The sequence below is a fragment of the uncultured Ruegeria sp. genome (assembly GCF_947497005.1).
Taxonomy (GTDB): Bacteria; Pseudomonadota; Alphaproteobacteria; order Rhodobacterales; family Rhodobacteraceae; genus Ruegeria.
Genome location: NZ_CANMFF010000001.1, coordinates 280,842 through 296,601, shown reverse-complemented (window position 1 = coordinate 296,601; position 15,760 = coordinate 280,842). Strand labels below are relative to the sequence as shown.

The window sequence follows — 15,760 nt, the reverse complement described above, 5'->3', positions numbered from 1 at the left end:
AGTGTCAGTGCTTCGAGTATGAAAGATACAAGTGACGATTCACGGTTAAAGGCGATCCTGGATTCGGCGTTTCAGGCCTTTTCGACTTATGGATACCGAAAGACCTCGATGGACGATATCGCGCGCGGCGCGGGGATGTCCCGGCCAGCGGTCTATTTGCACTATAAGAACAAAGAGGCGATCGTCAGCAAGCTGACCGAGTTGTACTATGCCGAAAAAAGCGTTGCCGTGGCCGAGGCATTGGCGACGCAAGGATCGGTGCCCGAGGTTTTGACCCGTGCGATTCAGGCGCAGACTGAGGGGATGGCGAGAATTCTGGCCTCTCCCCACGGGCTTGAGATGTTGGACAACACCAAGTCCTTGTCTTCTGAAAACATCGCGGCGGGAGAGGCCAAATTGGCGGGGATCTATGCGGACTGGCTAACGCAACAGGAAAAGGCAGGCCGGGTTCGCCTGCTGGCCGACGCGGCAGAGACCGGACGGACGATCACCGCCACGCTCAAAGGGCTGAAGCTGATCGGCGCCGGTGCCGAGGTCTATGAACAGCAGGTCGCACAAGTTGCGGCCCTTTTCGGCTCTGGGCTTGAGGTCAGGTAACCCGCTGACGGACTTTGTATTCGGGCGCGTCCCACAAGCGGTTCTGCATGATCTCGGTGATGATCTCGACCGCGCGCTCGACATCGCCTTCATCAATGTACAAAGGCGTAAAACCGAACCGCATTATGTCCGGCGCACGAAAATCTCCGACCACGCCGTGCGCGATCAAGGCTTGCATCGCGGCGTAACCTTCCTTGAAGCGGAATGATATCTGGCTTCCGCGCAGCTCTGGATTGCGGGGGCTGGCCAGTCGCAGATCCGGGCAGGATGCTTCGACGCGTTCTATAAAGAGCTCAGTCAGTTCAATCGATTTGGCCCGGACGTCGGCCATATTCGCCATATCCCAGATATCCATTGCAGCCGACAGCGCCGTCATCTGGATGATGGGCGGGGTTCCCACCCGCATCCGCTCAATGCCGCTGCCGGGGCGGTAATCCAGATCGAAGGCAAAGGGCGCTTCGTGCCCCAGCCAGCCGGACAGGGCCGGGCGCACGTTTGCGGCCAGCCGGGGTGCCACGTAGATGAAGGCCGGTGCGCCGGGACCTCCGTTAAGATATTTATAAGTACATCCAACCGCGAAATCGGCGTTGCACCCGGCCAGATCCACTGGGATTGCGCCAGCGGAATGTGCCAGATCCCAGACCGTCACCACACCTTTGGTATGTGCCAGTTCAGTCAGCGCCTTCATGTTGTGCATCCGGCCAGAGCGGTAATCCACCTCGGTCAGCATCAGAACAGCCACTTCTTCGGTGATGGCGCCAGCCACGTCTTCAGGATCAACGACCCGCAACTCGTAGTCATCCCCGAGCGACCGCAACAGCCCATCGGCAATGTACAGATCCGAAGGGAAGTTTCCATTGTCCGACAGCACAACCTTGCGGCCCGGATTCAACTCAAGGGCCGAGGCTACGGCCTGATAGACCTTGATCGACAAGGTGTCGCCGGTTACCACGCTGCCTGTTTCCGCGCCGATCAGGCGACCGATCCGATCACCAAGCCCGGCAGGCAAGCCCATCCATCCGGCCTTGTTCCAGCCGGTGATCAGCATCTGCCCCCATTCATCGGTCAACATCCCCTGCACCCGTGCGCTAGCCGTATTAGGCAACGGCCCCAGAGAGTTACCATCCAGATAGATGACACCCTCGGGCAATTCGAACATGGCTTTGGTCGCTGAAAAATCGGTCATGAAGGCTCGCAATATTGTGTAATTTTCCCGGATTGCTTTTGAGGTAACCGATCCAAACATGTCTGTCTATCGATGCGACATACTGGGCTTTTGCCATTTTGGCGCAAAAGCGGTAGGACATCGCACAGAAGCGACATGTACCGGATATTGTCGTCACTCAATGAGGGCTTTTCATGCGTTGGATAGATGTGCCGCCGGTCTGGCTGATTGCCTTCGCCGTGTTGGCATGGATACAAGCCCGGTATTTTGATCTTGGCCTGTCCCTGGAGGGGGGCTTTACCGATCTTCTGAGCGGCGTGTTGATCGGGGGCGGTATCTTGATGGCAATTCTGGCCGTTATTGAATTCCGCCGCCACAAGACAACTGTCGTTCCGCACGAGACTCCGACGTCCATGGTACAATCGGGCGTCTACAAGCGCAGCCGAAATCCGATTTACGCAGGTGATGTCTTGATTCTTGCGGGTCTGGTTCTACGGTTCGATGCGGTATTGTCCCTGGTCCTGGTGCCGCTTTTCGTCTGGGTGTTGGAACGCCGGTTCATCCTGCCTGAAGAAGACCGTCTTAGACGAACGTTCCGCGCGGATTTCGCCCGCTACGAACGAAAGACGCGGCGTTGGATCTAGGGTGGTGTCCGCAATGAAACCACCTAAAAAATGCTGCGCTTGCGAAATAATGTTGCGCAAGTTACATCTTTGCTTAACAAAGAATACCGATCACCCGCTCAGACAGAGTAAGAATTAGGGGGACTGCCAGTGAAAATAGGCACGCCAAAGGAAATACTGGACGGTGAGAACCGGGTCGCGATGACACCAGATTCGGCCGTTCAATTGCAGAAGCTGGGCTACGAGTGCCTGATCGAAAAGGGTGCGGGTGCCGCTGCCGGTTTTTCGGATGCGACTTACGAGGCCGTAGGCGTTGAAGTGGTCAAGACCGCTGCTTCGCTGTGGAAAACCGCGGATATCGTGGCCAAGGTTCGTATCCCGACCGAAACCGAGATGAAGCGCCTGACCAAAGGCAAGACGCTGATTTCCTTCTTCAATCCTGCGGGTAACGACGAAGGGATGGAGCTGGCCAAATCCAAGGGCGCAAACGTGATCGCCATGGAAATGGTGCCGCGAATTTCGCGCGCTCAGAAGATGGACGCGCTGTCGTCGATGGCCAACATCGCCGGCTACCGTGCGGTGATCGAAGCGGGCAACAATTTTGGCCGCTTCTTCACCGGGCAGGTGACGGCTGCCGGTAAGGTGCCGCCCGCCAAGGTGCTGATCGTGGGCGCTGGTGTGGCAGGTCTGGCGGCAATCGGGACCTCGACCTCGCTTGGCGCGATCACCTATGCGTTCGACGTGCGTCCCGAAGTGGCCGAGCAGGTCGAATCGATGGGGGCCGAGTTTGTCTATCTGGACTTCGAAGAAGAACAGCAGGACGGCGCGTCCACCGGTGGTTACGCTTCGGTCCAGTCCGAGGAGTTCCGCAATGCGCAGCTGGCCAAGTTCCGCGAACTGGCCCCCGAGATGGACATTGTCATCACGACGGCCCTGATCCCTAACCGCCCGGCCCCCAAGCTGTGGCTGGAGGATATGGTCAAGGCGATGAAGCCGGGCTCGGTCATTATTGACCTTGCGGCGGAACGTGGCGGCAACGTCGAAGGTACCGTGCCGGATGAGAAGGTTGTGACCCCGAATGGCGTGACCATCATCGGCTATACCGACTTCCCCAGCCGGATGGCATCGCAATCCTCTTCTTTGTACGCCACCAACATCCGTCACATGATGACCGACCTGACGCCCGAGAAGGACGGTCAGATCAATCACGACATGGAAGACGACGTAATCCGTGGCTCAACCGTGACTCATGAGGGTGAGATCACTTTCCCGCCGCCACCGCCCAAGGTACAGGCAATCGCGGCACAGAAGAAGCCAGAGGTCAAGGAACTGACCCCGGAAGAGAAGAAGGCGCAGGAGATCGCGGCCTTCAAGGCGCAGACCAAGCAGCAGTTCACCCTGCTGGGTATTGGCGGTGCGTTGATGCTGCTGGTGGGGCTGGTCGCTCCGGCGAGCTTCATGCAGCACTTCATCGTCTTTGTGCTGGCGATTTTCGTGGGCTTCCAGGTGATCTGGAACGTCTCGCATTCGCTGCACACGCCGCTGATGGCGATCACCAACGCGATCTCGTCCATTATCATCGTCGGGGCAGTGATGCAGATAGGATCGGGGTCGTTCCTTGTCATTCTGCTGGCAGCGCTGTCCGTCTTCATGGCCGGGATCAACATCTTCGGCGGCTTCCTCGTAACCCGGCGCATGCTTGCCATGTTCCAGAAATCTTAAGGAGGCCGGGCACATGGATTATGGCTTCACTACTGCCGCATACGTTGTTGCGGCTGTCCTTTTCATCCTCTCGCTCGGCGGTCTGTCGAACCAGGAAAGCGCCAAGCGCGCGGTCTGGTACGGCATCGTCGGCATGGCGCTGGCGGTCTTTGCCACGCTGGTTGGTCCCGGTTCCGGTCTGTGGCTGCTGTCGCTGCTGCTGATCGCGGGCGGTGGTATGATCGGTCAATACGTGGCGCAGCGCGTCCAGATGACCGAGATGCCGCAACTTGTGGCTGCGATGCACTCGCTGGTTGGTCTGGCGGCTGTGTTCGTGGGTTTCAACGCGCATTTCGAGATCGGCAACGTGGCGCAGGTCATGGCAATCGCGGATTCCGCGAAAGAGGCGAATCTGCATGATCTGGGCGCTTTTGCCAAGCTGATCGCCAAGAAAACTCCGGCGGAGCTGGCAATCCTGCATGTCGAACTGTTCCTGGGCATCTTCATCGGGGCGATTACCTTTACCGGCTCGGTTGTGGCCTATGGCAAGCTGGCGGGCAAAGTGACGTCGGCGGCGACCAAACTGCCCGGCGGCCATGCGCTGAACGCGGCGGCGGCGGGTCTCTCGCTGATCTGTCTGGTTTGGTACACAGCGTCTGGTGGTTTGTTCCCACTGATCCTGATGACGCTGGCCGCGCTGTTCATCGGTTATCACCTGATCATGGGCATCGGCGGTGCTGACATGCCGGTGGTTGTGTCGATGCTAAACAGCTATTCCGGCTGGGCCGCGGCGGCGATTGGTTTCTCGCTGGGCAACGACCTGCTGATTGTGGTCGGTGCGCTGGTGGGCTCGTCGGGTGCGATCCTGTCCTACATTATGTGCAAGGCGATGAACCGCCACTTTGTCAGCGTTATCCTGGGCGGCTTTGGCGGCCCGCAGGGTGAGCAGATGGCCGTTGAAGGCGAGCAGATTGCCATCGAAGCCGATGGTGTCGCGGCAGCGCTGAACGATGCTGACAGCGTGGTCATCATCCCCGGCTATGGCATGGCCGTGGCTCAGGCGCAGCAATCGGTCAGCGAACTGGTCCGCAAACTGCGGGCCAAGGGCAAGAATGTGCGCTTTGCGATCCACCCCGTTGCAGGCCGTTTGCCGGGGCACATGAACGTGTTGCTGGCCGAGGCGAAAGTGCCGTATGACATCGTTCTGGAAATGGACGAGATCAACGATGACTTCCCGGATACGGATGTTGCTATCGTTATCGGTTCGAATGACATCGTGAACCCGGCGGCGCAGGAAGACCCCAACAGCCCCATCGCCGGGATGCCGGTTCTGGAATGCTGGAAGGCCAAGCAGGTGTTCGTGTCCAAACGCGGCCAGGGCACCGGCTATTCGGGCATCGAAAACCCGCTGTTCTTCAAGGAAAACACCCGCATGTTCTACGGTGACGCCAAGGCATCGCTGGACAAGCTGCTGCCGATGATCGACTGATCTCTGGCTTTAACCAAATTGCAAAGGGCGCCTGCGGGCGCCCTTTTCTTTTTGCACGCAGGAGGCTTTGCCTCCTGATCTCCAAGGTATTTTGAGGCCAGATGAACCTGGAACAGTGTGGTATGCTGATTGGGTGGGACGGATAACAGGAGGCCGGTGATGCAGACAGTAAATGGTATCGGGGGCGTTTTCTTTCGGGCCAAGGACCCACAGGCGTTGAGTGCTTGGTATGAGACCCATTTGGGCGTCAATCATTACGATCCCATGCCCTGGAAGCAGCGTGAAGGCTATACAGTTATTGCTCCGTTTGAGCAGGACACCAAATATTTCGGGCGGGCCGATCAGCAATGGATGATCAATTTCCGCGTCGATGATCTGGCTGCGATGATAGCGCAGCTTGAAGCTGCTGGAATCACGGTTGAAACCGATCCGGATTGGGACAGCGAGGTCGGAAAGTTTGCCCGCATTCACGATCCTGAAGGCAACCCCATTGAGCTGTGGCAACCAAATCAATGAGATAGCGGATTTGTATACCTTTGTATTCCTGTAAGTATATGAAATAAAAAGAGAATTGATGTATCGAGGATGTGACGTATAGTGCGGGCAACGAATTCGGAGCCTGTAATGACGCCAATTGACGATCATCCGCTACGCTACGCGCTGGCCAATGAGCTGCACGCCCGGCCATTTCCAGTGGCCAATTCGCCGTGCACGGTTATCTTTCTTGCGATCAAAAAGCCCGATGCCGCTGTCGCGCGAGATCGGAACAAGGACATTGAACATCTGATCAATCTGCTCGACCGCCACGGTGCCCAGCATCCACAGCCCGAAGCGACACATTTTGCCGGACAAATTGGGCGCCACTGGCTGAAATGGGAGCAGCACACGGAATTCGTCACGTACACCGCGATTGCCAACAATGTCAGCGACCGCGCCTTCAATCCGGCGGATTTCGAAGTTTTCCCGCCAGATTGGCTGATGGTCAGCTCGGGTCAAAGGATCACGTCGTTGCTGATGCGAGTTGTACCACGCCTGGAGAATGACGGCATAAAGTCGGCATTGGTCAATTGGTTCGAACCGGAAAGCCTGGCAGTGTCGCGTGTGCTGGACGATTCAGCGATATGTGCCAGCGATTTCCGCATAGACCCTGCCGGACACATGCGTTTCGCACTGTTTGTCGCCGAGGATACGGGCACGCGCCGTATAGGTCGTATTATCCAGCGCCTGTGCGAGATCGAAACCTACAAGGCGATGTCGATGCTGGGTTTTGCCCGCGTCAAGCAATTGTCATCTCGTATCGGAGAACTGGACGCCAAACTGAACGAGCTGATGGTCGAGATGACAGACGATACCACGCCACCGGACTCGCTGTTGCCTCAGTTGCTGAGCACATCGACCGAGCTTGAGACGATTTCCGCCCGATGTTCGTTCCGCTTCGGAGCGACCAGTGCCTATGAGGCATTGGTGCATCAGCGCATCGATGTGTTGCGGGAAGAACGGTTTGAAGGGGGGCAGAGCTTTGCTGATTTCATGATGCGCCGCTATGACCCTGCAATTCGCACCGTGAAAGCCACCGAGCGCCGCCTGCAGGCACTGTCGGACAGGGCCATCCGTGCAGGTGAACTGTTGCGGACGCGGGTGGATGTGGAACGCAGCGCGCAAAACCAGGCGTTGTTGGAAAGCATGGACCGCCGGGCTGATCTGGCCCTGCGTCTGCAACACACGGTCGAGGGGCTTTCTGTCGTTGCCATCAGCTATTATGCGGTGTCGCTGGTCAGCTACCTTTTGTACCCGTTGACGGCTTCTGGCATCAGTAAGGGCATGCTGACCGCTGCGGTTACGATCCCGGTTATCGCAGGTGTGTGGTTCGCGGTCCGACGTATTCGCAAGCGGCTCGGGTAGGCAGCAATTGCCAAACTGCGCCTGACCTGTAGAACACAAGGCGTTTGGCAAACAGAACGAGGCTTCAGATGATAAGCGTATTTGCAGCATGGCGCGCTGTCGCCGCCATGTTCATACTGAATGGCGCCTTGTTCGGACTCTGGGCATCGCGCATTCCCGCCGTGCGCGACAGGTTGGACCTGTCGCACGAGGCGCTGGGATACGGGCTGTTGTTCATGGCGGCGGGGGCCGTCTGCTCGTTTCCAGTAACCGGGCGGCTGACAGATCGGTTTGGTGCCGTCGCAATTACCCGGATCATTGCAGTATCGTACACATTGTCGCTGATCTTGCTTGCATTGGCTGATGGGTTCTGGGGACTGGCAGTTTCCCTGTTTATCTTTGGCGCCTTCCACGGGTCGATGGATGTTGCAATGAATGCGTGGGCTGCTGAGGTTGAGCAGGCCTACGAGAAACCAGTGATGTCCTCGTTCCACGCAATGTGGAGCCTTGGGGCCGGTCTTGGCGCGCTCAGCGGGTATGTGGCGGTGCAGATGGGACTGTCCGTTTTTGCGCATTTCCTTTTGGCGGGCGGGGTGGTTGTCGGCCTCGCGCTTGCGTTATCATGGGTAAGCTGGACTTCGAACCGAACCGAGGGGGCACAGAGCTCGGTCTTTGCGATGCCGTCTGGCGCGCTGATACTTGTTGGTTTAGCGGCCCTTTGCGGAGCTTTGGGGGAAGGGGCCGTTGCAGACTGGAGCGCGATTTATCTGCGTGACGTCACAGCGGCATCCGAAAGTGTCGCCGCCTTGGGCTATGCGGTTTTTTCGGTGACTATGGTGGCGTTTCGCCTTGCGGGTGCCGTTGTCATTACTCGGTTTGGCCCTGGTGCTACCGCCCGGTTTGGCGGTATCTGCGCAGCGTTGGGTATTTTCGTGGTGGTTTCGGCGGCGACGCCTTTGCCCGCGCTGGCTGGGTTTGCCTTGATGGGAATAGGATATGCCGTGATCATGCCGCTGGCATTCAGCCGGGCGGCCAACGATCCGAATGTACCGCCGGGGCAAGCCATCGCAAGTGTTGCTACATTGGGATATGGGGGGTTGTTGATCGGCCCGCCGTTGATCGGCTTTTTGGCGGAATTTTTCGGCCTTCGTCTGGCTTTTGCAGTGCTGCTGCCATTGGCTGTTCTGATCGTGCTCTTAGCCGGCGCGCTGAAGCGCGCCGGCTAAGATTTGTTTAACGCCCGCGGATACGCGGATCCAGCGCATCGCGCAGACCGTCACCCAGATAGTTGACGCTCAGCACCGTCAGCGAGATCGCCAAGCCGGGCCAGAACACGCGCTCGGGATACTGCTGCAGGTAGTCGACACCGTCGAACAGCAGGCGGCCCCATGTCGGGAAGTCAGGCGGGAAGCCCAATCCAAGGAAGGACAGCGCGCTTTCGGTGATGATCGCCGTGGCTATCCCCAATGTCGCCGACACCATGATCGGAGATAGCACATTCGGCAGGATATGCCGGGTGATGATCTGGCTGTTGCTGGTGCCGATCGACCGCGCAGCCAGCACGAACTCGCGTTCCTTGATAGCAAGAACGTCACCCCGCACAATCCGCGCAGTAGGCATCCATGATGTGATACCGATGGCACAAACAATCAGGATGAAAATCCCGCGCTCCAATCCAAAGGCGGCCGACAGCGGTTCGCGGAACAGCAGCATCATGACCAACAGCAACGGCAGCAGGGGCAGGGCAAGAAACAGGTCGGTTAGACGCATGAGCGGCCCGTCCAGCCGTTTGAAGAAGCCTGCCAGAACGCCGATGAACGATCCCAGAAACAGTGCCAGCAGCATCGCAGTGATGCCCACGGAAACCGAAGTTTGACCACCCGACATCATGCGCGCCAGGATATCCCGGCCCAGTTGGTCGGTTCCAAACGGATGCGCCCAGTTGGGTCCCTGATTGCGGGCCCGGATGTCGATCTGGGTCGGATCAATGCTCCACAGATATGGCCCCAGATAGACGCCCAGTACGATGAAGATGAACAGGATCGCTCCGATCATCGCACCCTTGTGAGTCTTGAACTGATCCCACACATCGCGCCATTGGCTGCGGGGCGGAGTAGCAAGTTCCTCCATCACGTCGGCGGTTGGCAACGCGGTGGATGCTGGGGCCAGACCTTCGTCGGGGATCAGCGTGTCTGATTTATCGTGATCAGTCATAGCGAATCCTTGGGTCCAGAATGCCATAGAGAACATCGGCGATCAGATTGAACAGCACAATCAGCACGGCAAAGATGAAGGTCAGGGTTTGCACCATCGGCAGGTCGTTGGCCTGAATGGCGCCGATCAGCAACTGGCCGATGCCGTTCACTTTGAACACCTGCTCGGTGATGATGGCGCCGCCGAAGATGGCTGGAATACCCAGCGCGATTACGGTGACCACAGGGATCATCGAGTTGCGCAGGACGTGCACCATGACCACGACATATTCACTGAGGCCCTTAGCGCGGGCAGTGCGGACGTAATCCTGGTTGAGATTGTCCAGCATCGAGGCGCGCATGAACCGGCTGAGCTGTGCAGTGATCTGCAGCGCCAGAACCATGACCGGCATGATCATCTGCTTCAGTTGCAACATGAAACTGTCCCAACTGTTGACCACAAGCGTGGTGTCGTAGATCGACGGAAACCAACCCAGCTGGACTGAGAAGATCACGATCACCAGCACGCCCGAGAAGAAGGGCGGGACCGAGAAGCCGACCATCGACACGAACGTGCCCATCTGGTCGAACCAGGAATACTGGCGGTAGGCCGAATAGATGCCGATAGGCAGCGCGATCAGGATAGCAACGACATAGGCGGTGCCGACAACCCAAAGGGTCTGCGGGATACGCTGAACAACAATGTCCATGACCGGCGAACGGGTCTGCCACGAAATCACACGCAAATCGCCTTCGGAGAAGGTGGTGCCGAACATTGCGTCGATCAGGACCTGCGGTTCGATCCAGAAGAACTGCACGATCCATTTCCAGAACCGGATATGCATCGGCTGGCCAAGGCCCAGAGCCTCGCGCATCTTCTCTTTGACTTCGGGGGGGACAGTGAGCGGAACCTGCGCCATCGGATCGCCGGGTGCGAGTTCGAGGAGCAGGAAGATGACGAGGCTGATGAACAGCAATGTCGGAACGGCCAACACCAGTCGTCTGATTGTGAAATTGAGCATTAAGAGGCGCCTTTATATGCGTCTTCTTTTTGGGATGGTGCAACTGACCGCGCCCCGAAGATCGGGGCGCGGCTTTGCAAGATTAGTGCTTAGGAACCGGTCTTGCGGTACCAGTCCGCAATGTTCCACAGCTCGCTGTCCCAAACGTTCAGGACAACGCCACCCAGGGTGTTTGCGTGCGCCGACAGACGTCCACGGTGAACCAGCGGGATCATGCCGCCGTTTTCAACCATGATGTCGTTCAGCTTTTTCGCAATCTCGGCACGCTGCTCGAGACCAGCGGTTTCAGCCAGCTGACCGTGCAGCTTGTCGAACTCTTCGTTGCAGAAGCGGCTGATGTTTTCACCCTGCCACTGCGAGTCGGGGCGAGGGGCCTTGTCGCACAGGCCGTTGCCCAGATAGGACTGCGGGTCGGTGCCGTTGAAGGTGTTGGCGTACATCTCAACGTCAGCATAGAACTTCTGGAAGGTGTCGGGCGAGCCCGGGTCACCACCAAAGAAGACTGACGCGTTGAGGTTACGTAGCTCGGATTCAATTCCGATCTGGCTCCACCATTCTTTGACCAGCGCCTGGAAGTCCTGACGGACAGCGTTGGTCGAGGTCTGGTAGACGATTTTCAAAGGAACGCCGTCCTTTTCACGCACGCCGTCGCCGTCCGTGTCGACGATACCTGCATCATCCAGCAGCTTCTTCGCGCCTTCGATATCCTGCGTGTCGCAGGTCATTGATGTCGAGTTGAACGCAGCCGGAGCAGGAACCCAGTTGCAGGTTACTTTACCGGCCTGACCATAGCCGATCTCAACCAGCAGCGGGCGGTCGATGGCCATGGACATGGCTTTGTAAACCGCGGGGTCTTGCAGGAACGGGTGCGGATGTGCAGCTGTCGAACGCTCACCTTCCGGCAGGTCGGGCGACGGGTTGGTCTGGTTCAGCATGATACGCTCGACCAGCGGACCGAAGCCTGCAACCGGAGTGCCTTTGCCACCTTCCTGCATCTGTGCGATCACTTCGGGCGCAAGCTGCAGGTTCCAGGCATAGTCAAACTCGCCTGTTTCCATGACAGCACGACCAGCCGCAGTTGCGTCGCCGCCGCCTTTGAAGGTCACGGACGCAAAGGCCGGTTTGGCCGGATCACGATAGTTGTCATTGGCCTTGAAGGTGATCACGTCGTTCGGCTTGAACTCTGTCACCACAAACGGACCAGTTCCGATCGGGTTAAAATTCTGATCGGTACATTCAGGAGCTTTTGCACCGACACAGTCCGCGAACTGAGCGGCCTGAATGATCGGGCTTTCGCCACCTACAAATGGGCCGTAGGGGAACGGTGTCGGCTTGTCGAAGGTAACTTTCACGGTCACGTCATCAACGGCTTCGACCGAAGTGACGCCTTCGAATTTCGTAACCTGAGCACAGCCACCTTCCGGGTGCATACAATAGTCGGCGGTGAACTTCACATCAGCCGATGTGAACGGCGAGCCGTCCGACCATGTGATTCCCGGCGCGATTTTCCATGTGATCGACGTCAGATCTTCGCTGACACCGCCATTTTCCACGGTCGGAATCTCGGATGCCAGATAAGGCACCATGTTGCCGTCCTGGTCGTAGCGCGCCAGCGGTTCGATCACCAGCGACGCTGATTCCACATCTTTCGTGCCGCCTGACAGGAACGGGTTCAGGATCGACGGAGCCTGCCAATAGATGATGCTGACATTGCCGTCCGAACCGCGCTCCGCAAAGGCCACTGGGGCCATTGCCGTGCTGGCGATCGCACCAAGCAAAAGGGTTTTGATTTTCATAAGTCACTCCCGAATTGGACACGTTCGTGTCTCGATTATCTCCGCAAGGCCTGCGGGTTTGGCGTTGCCATCTTGGGTTAAGTTTCTGATCAACAAAGATAATAGCGCTGACGACACATGTCGGCGCTGCCTCCCCAAGGCGGTTACGTTGGGTATCGAAACAGAACTTGAGAAAAATGCAAGTGGTGCCGTCGCGAAAATGTGTAATGGGTTTGACTTTTCCCGGCAGCCCGCCGTAGCGTTCGGCATTCAGAACAAGAACACCGTCGTCAAGGGAGTGCACACGTGCTGGATCAGCCTATTGCCCAAATCAAAAAACTGCGGGTGGAATTTCAGACGAAGGACGGTCCTGTTGTTGGGGTCGAAGACGTCTCCTTCGAGGTCAAACCAGGCGAAACCGTTTGTATCGTTGGCGAATCGGGCTCTGGGAAGTCGGTATCTTCGTTGTCCTTGATGCGGTTGGTTGAGTTCGGAGGCGGCGAAATCGCGGGCGGTGAACTGCTGTTTGATCGGCGCGATGGCGAAGAAATGGACCTGTCCAAAGCCGATCAGGATCTGATGAAACAGATTCGCGGCAATGAAATCGGGATGATCTTTCAAGAGCCGATGACCGCCCTGAACCCCGTTTTCACTGTTGGTCGGCAATTGACCGAAGGATTGCGTATCCACAAGGAAATGTCGAAAGCACAGGCCGAAGCACGGGCGCTGGAATTGCTGCGCCAGGTTCGTATCCCTGAGCCCGAACGCCGCCTGAAGCAATACCCGCACGAACTGTCTGGTGGGATGCGTCAACGAGTTGTCATCGCGATGGCTATGGCCTGCGAGCCGCGTCTGCTGATCGCCGACGAACCTACAACGGCGTTGGATGTGACCATTCAGGCCGAGATTCTGGCGCTGATGGACCGGCTCAAGCGGGAAACCGGCACGGCGGTGATGTTCATCACCCACGATATGGCCGTGGTTGCACAGATGGCTGACCGTGTCGTTGTCATGTTCCGCGGCAACAAGGTCGAAGAAGGAACGGTCAACGAGATTTTCGAGAATCCGCAGCATGACTACACCAAGTCTTTGCTGGCGGCAGTGCCGAAACTGGGCGAGATGCGGGGCAAATCCGCCCCCGAACCGATGAAGTTGCTGGGTGTTGAAGGGCAGAATATTGCACCGATCCCAGGAACCGAAGAGGTTCTGCTATCCGTCAAGAACCTGACCACAAGGTTCCCGGTGAAGGGCGGGCTTTTGCGCCGCACGATCTCGAATGTGCACGCGGTCGAAGATGTGTCGTTCACTTTGAACAGGGGTCAGACGCTTAGCCTTGTAGGCGAATCCGGTTGCGGCAAATCCTCGGCCGGGCGGTCCATCCTGCGACTGATCGAGCCGCTGGCGGGTGAGATCGATCTGGACGGCGTCGATATCATGAAGCTGGACCCGTCCGGCCTGCGCAAGGCACGGCTGGATATGCAGATGATTTTTCAGGACCCGTTCGCCTCGCTGAACCCGCAGATGCAACTGGTTGATCAGGTCGCCGAGCCGATGCGCAATTACGGCGTGGCTTCCGGATCAGAACTGCAGGACCGCGTGGCACAACTGTTCGACAAGGTACAGCTGCCGCGCAGCTTCATGCGCCGGTTCCCGCACGAAATGTCTGGTGGTCAGCGTCAGCGGATTGCGATTGCCCGGGCTCTGGCCCTGAATCCCAAACTGATCATCGCGGATGAGGCGGTTTCGGCGCTTGACGTATCGGTGCAGGCGCAGGTTCTGAACCTGATGATGGAACTGCAATCCGAACTGGGGCTGTCCTATCTGTTCATCAGCCATGACATGGCCGTGGTCGAACGGGTCAGTCACTATGTCGGGGTCATGTATCTGGGTCGCATCGTCGAACTTGGGCCCCGCGCGCGGGTGTTTGAAAACCCGCAGCACCCCTATACCCAAGCGCTGATGAAGGCGGTTCCGATTGCGGATCCAAATAAGCGAAAATCTGAAAAAGACCTGAACTTCAAGCCGATCCCATCTCCGATCCATCCAACCGACTACAAGCCCGAACCCTCGCAATATCAAGAGGTTGAGCCGGGCCACTTGATCCTGACAACTGATAGCGGATACTGAACAAAATGGCAGCACGCCTGACGCCGCTTGAGATCATGACCAAACTGATCTCGTTCCCCACTGTCAGCCGCGAAACCAATTTGCCATTGGTCGATTGGGTCGAAGAATACCTGAAGGGCCACGGGATCGAACCGCATCGCTGGCCGGATCCGGACCAACCTCATAAAGCCGCGATCTTTGCGCATGTCGGCCCAAAGGAAGAAGGGGCCGTTGTTCTGTCCGGCCATACCGACGTCGTACCGGTCGACGGGCAGCCATGGGACAGTGACCCGTTTACAGTGACCGAGAAAGACGGCAAGTACTTCGGTCGCGGCACCTGCGACATGAAAGGGTTTGACGCCCTGGCGATTTGGGCTCTGGTCGAAGCGCACTATGCCAGGATCAACCGACCGCTGCAGCTTGCGCTCAGCTTTGATGAAGAGGTCGGATGTACTGGCGCGCCGCCGATGATCGAAGCGATGCAGGACGTTTTGCCCAAAGGCTCCGCGGTGATTGTGGGTGAGCCGTCAATGATGCAGGCTGTGACAGGTCACAAAGGCGGTTTTGGTTTTGACACCCACATCGTCGGGTTCGAAGTCCACAGCTCGATCATGCACACTGGCGTGAATGCCATCATGGCAGCTGCGCCTTTGATCGAGTGGGCCAATCATAGAAATGCCGAGAGCATGGCCGCGCGACCAAGTGACATTGCGGCCGTCTTCGACCCGCCGTGGACAACCTGTCATGTCGGTATGATCGAAGGGGGCACGGCTCACAACATCACCGCCAAAGACTGTAAATTCATGATGGATTTTCGTACCGTACCGGATGAAACGCAGGCTCAATGGCGTGATGCATACTTCGAACAGGTCCGTCTGGCCGAAGCGCGGATACAGGGCGTTCATCCAGACGCCCGAATCGAGCTGAAAGAGCATTTTTCGATTCCGGGGCTGGTGCCTGAACAGGACGGGGAGGCAGAGGCTTTGGTGCGCACGCTGACCGGGGATAACGCAAGCCACGTCGTCAGCTACGGGACTGAGGCCGGGCAGTTTCAGGAGGCAGGGTATTCTGCCGTGATCTGCGGGCCTGGCGATATTGCACAGGCCCACCAGCCGAACGAGTTCATTTCGATTGCGCAATTCGAAGCTGGTCAAAAGTTCATGCAGCGGCTGGTTGAAAAGCTGTGCGCCTGACCTGAAGTAAAGCACC

The 15,760-nt window shown here is 57.7% G+C and carries 13 protein-coding genes; 9 read left to right on the top strand and 4 right to left on the bottom strand.

Annotation, left to right across the window (positions count from 1 at the left end):
• Nucleotides 1–18 precede the first annotated feature (18 nt).
• Nucleotides 19–597, top strand: a complete 579-nt coding sequence (locus tag Q0816_RS01495; RefSeq protein WP_298846759.1) for a TetR/AcrR family transcriptional regulator — start codon at nt 19–21, stop codon at nt 595–597.
• On the opposite strand, the gene kynU is transcribed toward Q0816_RS01495, so the two are convergent.
• Nucleotides 590–1,783 carry a kynureninase gene (gene kynU, locus Q0816_RS01490; RefSeq protein ID WP_298846756.1) on the bottom strand — a complete coding sequence of 398 codons (1,194 nt, stop codon included), beginning with the start codon at nt 1,781–1,783 and terminating at the stop codon, nt 590–592. The two genes, Q0816_RS01495 and kynU, sit on opposite strands and share 8 nt — an antisense overlap.
• A 173-nt stretch (nt 1,784–1,956) precedes the next feature.
• Here kynU and Q0816_RS01485 point away from each other — a divergent pair, with 173 nt between their 5' ends.
• The 6 genes from Q0816_RS01485 to Q0816_RS01460 all read left to right on the top strand — a co-directional run bounded on the left by Q0816_RS01485 (nt 1,957) and on the right by Q0816_RS01460 (nt 8,682).
• Nucleotides 1,957–2,406 carry an isoprenylcysteine carboxylmethyltransferase family protein gene (locus Q0816_RS01485; protein ID WP_298846754.1) on the top strand — a complete coding sequence of 150 codons (450 nt, stop codon included), beginning with the start codon at nt 1,957–1,959 and terminating at the stop codon, nt 2,404–2,406.
• Between the two features lie 129 nt (nt 2,407–2,535).
• Nucleotides 2,536–4,107, top strand: coding sequence for a Re/Si-specific NAD(P)(+) transhydrogenase subunit alpha (locus Q0816_RS01480; RefSeq protein ID WP_298846751.1), 1,572 nt, complete (start codon nt 2,536–2,538; stop codon nt 4,105–4,107).
• A gap of 13 nt (nt 4,108–4,120) precedes the next feature.
• Nucleotides 4,121–5,575 carry an NAD(P)(+) transhydrogenase (Re/Si-specific) subunit beta gene (locus Q0816_RS01475; RefSeq protein WP_298846749.1) on the top strand — a complete coding sequence of 485 codons (1,455 nt, stop codon included), beginning with the start codon at nt 4,121–4,123 and terminating at the stop codon, nt 5,573–5,575.
• A gap of 159 nt (nt 5,576–5,734) precedes the next feature.
• A complete protein-coding gene (locus Q0816_RS01470; RefSeq protein WP_298846746.1) occupies nt 5,735–6,091 on the top strand; it encodes a VOC family protein in 357 nt (118 codons plus the stop codon).
• A gap of 108 nt (nt 6,092–6,199) precedes the next feature.
• Nucleotides 6,200–7,477 (top strand): DUF3422 family protein, encoded by a 1,278-nt coding sequence (locus Q0816_RS01465; protein ID WP_298846743.1) that lies wholly within the window; start codon nt 6,200–6,202, stop codon nt 7,475–7,477.
• Between the two features lie 68 nt (nt 7,478–7,545).
• Nucleotides 7,546–8,682, top strand: coding sequence for an MFS transporter (locus Q0816_RS01460; RefSeq protein ID WP_298846741.1), 1,137 nt, complete (start codon nt 7,546–7,548; stop codon nt 8,680–8,682).
• Between the two features lie 7 nt (nt 8,683–8,689).
• On the opposite strand, the gene Q0816_RS01455 is transcribed toward Q0816_RS01460, so the two are convergent.
• The 3 genes from Q0816_RS01455 to Q0816_RS01445 all read right to left on the bottom strand — a co-directional run bounded on the left by Q0816_RS01455 (nt 8,690) and on the right by Q0816_RS01445 (nt 12,466).
• Nucleotides 8,690–9,670, bottom strand: a complete 981-nt coding sequence (locus Q0816_RS01455; RefSeq protein ID WP_298846739.1) for an ABC transporter permease — start codon at nt 9,668–9,670, stop codon at nt 8,690–8,692.
• Nucleotides 9,663–10,670, bottom strand: coding sequence for an ABC transporter permease (locus Q0816_RS01450; protein WP_298846735.1), 1,008 nt, complete (start codon nt 10,668–10,670; stop codon nt 9,663–9,665). Before Q0816_RS01450 ends, Q0816_RS01455 begins: the two co-directional genes overlap by 8 nt.
• Before the next feature lie 89 nt (nt 10,671–10,759).
• Entirely contained in the window at nt 10,760–12,466 is a 1,707-nt protein-coding gene (locus tag Q0816_RS01445; RefSeq protein WP_298846733.1) for a peptide ABC transporter substrate-binding protein, read from the bottom strand.
• 285 nt (nt 12,467–12,751) lie between these two features.
• Between Q0816_RS01445 and Q0816_RS01440 the strand changes: the two genes are divergently transcribed.
• Nucleotides 12,752–14,572 (top strand): ABC transporter ATP-binding protein, encoded by a 1,821-nt coding sequence (locus Q0816_RS01440; RefSeq protein ID WP_298846730.1) that lies wholly within the window; start codon nt 12,752–12,754, stop codon nt 14,570–14,572.
• Between the two features lie 5 nt (nt 14,573–14,577).
• Nucleotides 14,578–15,744: an acetylornithine deacetylase gene (gene argE, locus Q0816_RS01435; RefSeq protein ID WP_298846728.1), complete on the top strand. Its 1,167-nt coding sequence runs from the start codon at nt 14,578–14,580 to the stop codon at nt 15,742–15,744.
• Nucleotides 15,745–15,760 lie beyond the last annotated feature (16 nt).

What these genes read in the sequence shown, in the direction of transcription:
- Q0816_RS01495 (WP_298846759.1), top strand. Translation starts at nt 19, where the DNA reads ATGAAAGATACAAGTGACGATTCACGGTTAAAGGCGATCCTGGATTCG.
- kynU (WP_298846756.1), bottom strand. Translation starts at nt 1,783, where the DNA reads ATGACCGATTTTTCAGCGACCAAAGCCATGTTCGAATTGCCCGAGGGT.
- Q0816_RS01485 (WP_298846754.1), top strand. Translation starts at nt 1,957, where the DNA reads ATGCGTTGGATAGATGTGCCGCCGGTCTGGCTGATTGCCTTCGCCGTG.
- Q0816_RS01475 (WP_298846749.1), top strand. Translation starts at nt 4,121, where the DNA reads ATGGATTATGGCTTCACTACTGCCGCATACGTTGTTGCGGCTGTCCTT.
- Q0816_RS01470 (WP_298846746.1), top strand. Translation starts at nt 5,735, where the DNA reads ATGCAGACAGTAAATGGTATCGGGGGCGTTTTCTTTCGGGCCAAGGAC.
- Q0816_RS01465 (WP_298846743.1), top strand. Translation starts at nt 6,200, where the DNA reads ATGACGCCAATTGACGATCATCCGCTACGCTACGCGCTGGCCAATGAG.
- Q0816_RS01460 (WP_298846741.1), top strand. Translation starts at nt 7,546, where the DNA reads ATGATAAGCGTATTTGCAGCATGGCGCGCTGTCGCCGCCATGTTCATA.
- Q0816_RS01455 (WP_298846739.1), bottom strand. Translation starts at nt 9,670, where the DNA reads ATGACTGATCACGATAAATCAGACACGCTGATCCCCGACGAAGGTCTG.
- Q0816_RS01450 (WP_298846735.1), bottom strand. Translation starts at nt 10,670, where the DNA reads ATGCTCAATTTCACAATCAGACGACTGGTGTTGGCCGTTCCGACATTG.
- Q0816_RS01445 (WP_298846733.1), bottom strand. Translation starts at nt 12,466, where the DNA reads ATGAAAATCAAAACCCTTTTGCTTGGTGCGATCGCCAGCACGGCAATG.
- argE (WP_298846728.1), top strand. Translation starts at nt 14,578, where the DNA reads ATGGCAGCACGCCTGACGCCGCTTGAGATCATGACCAAACTGATCTCG.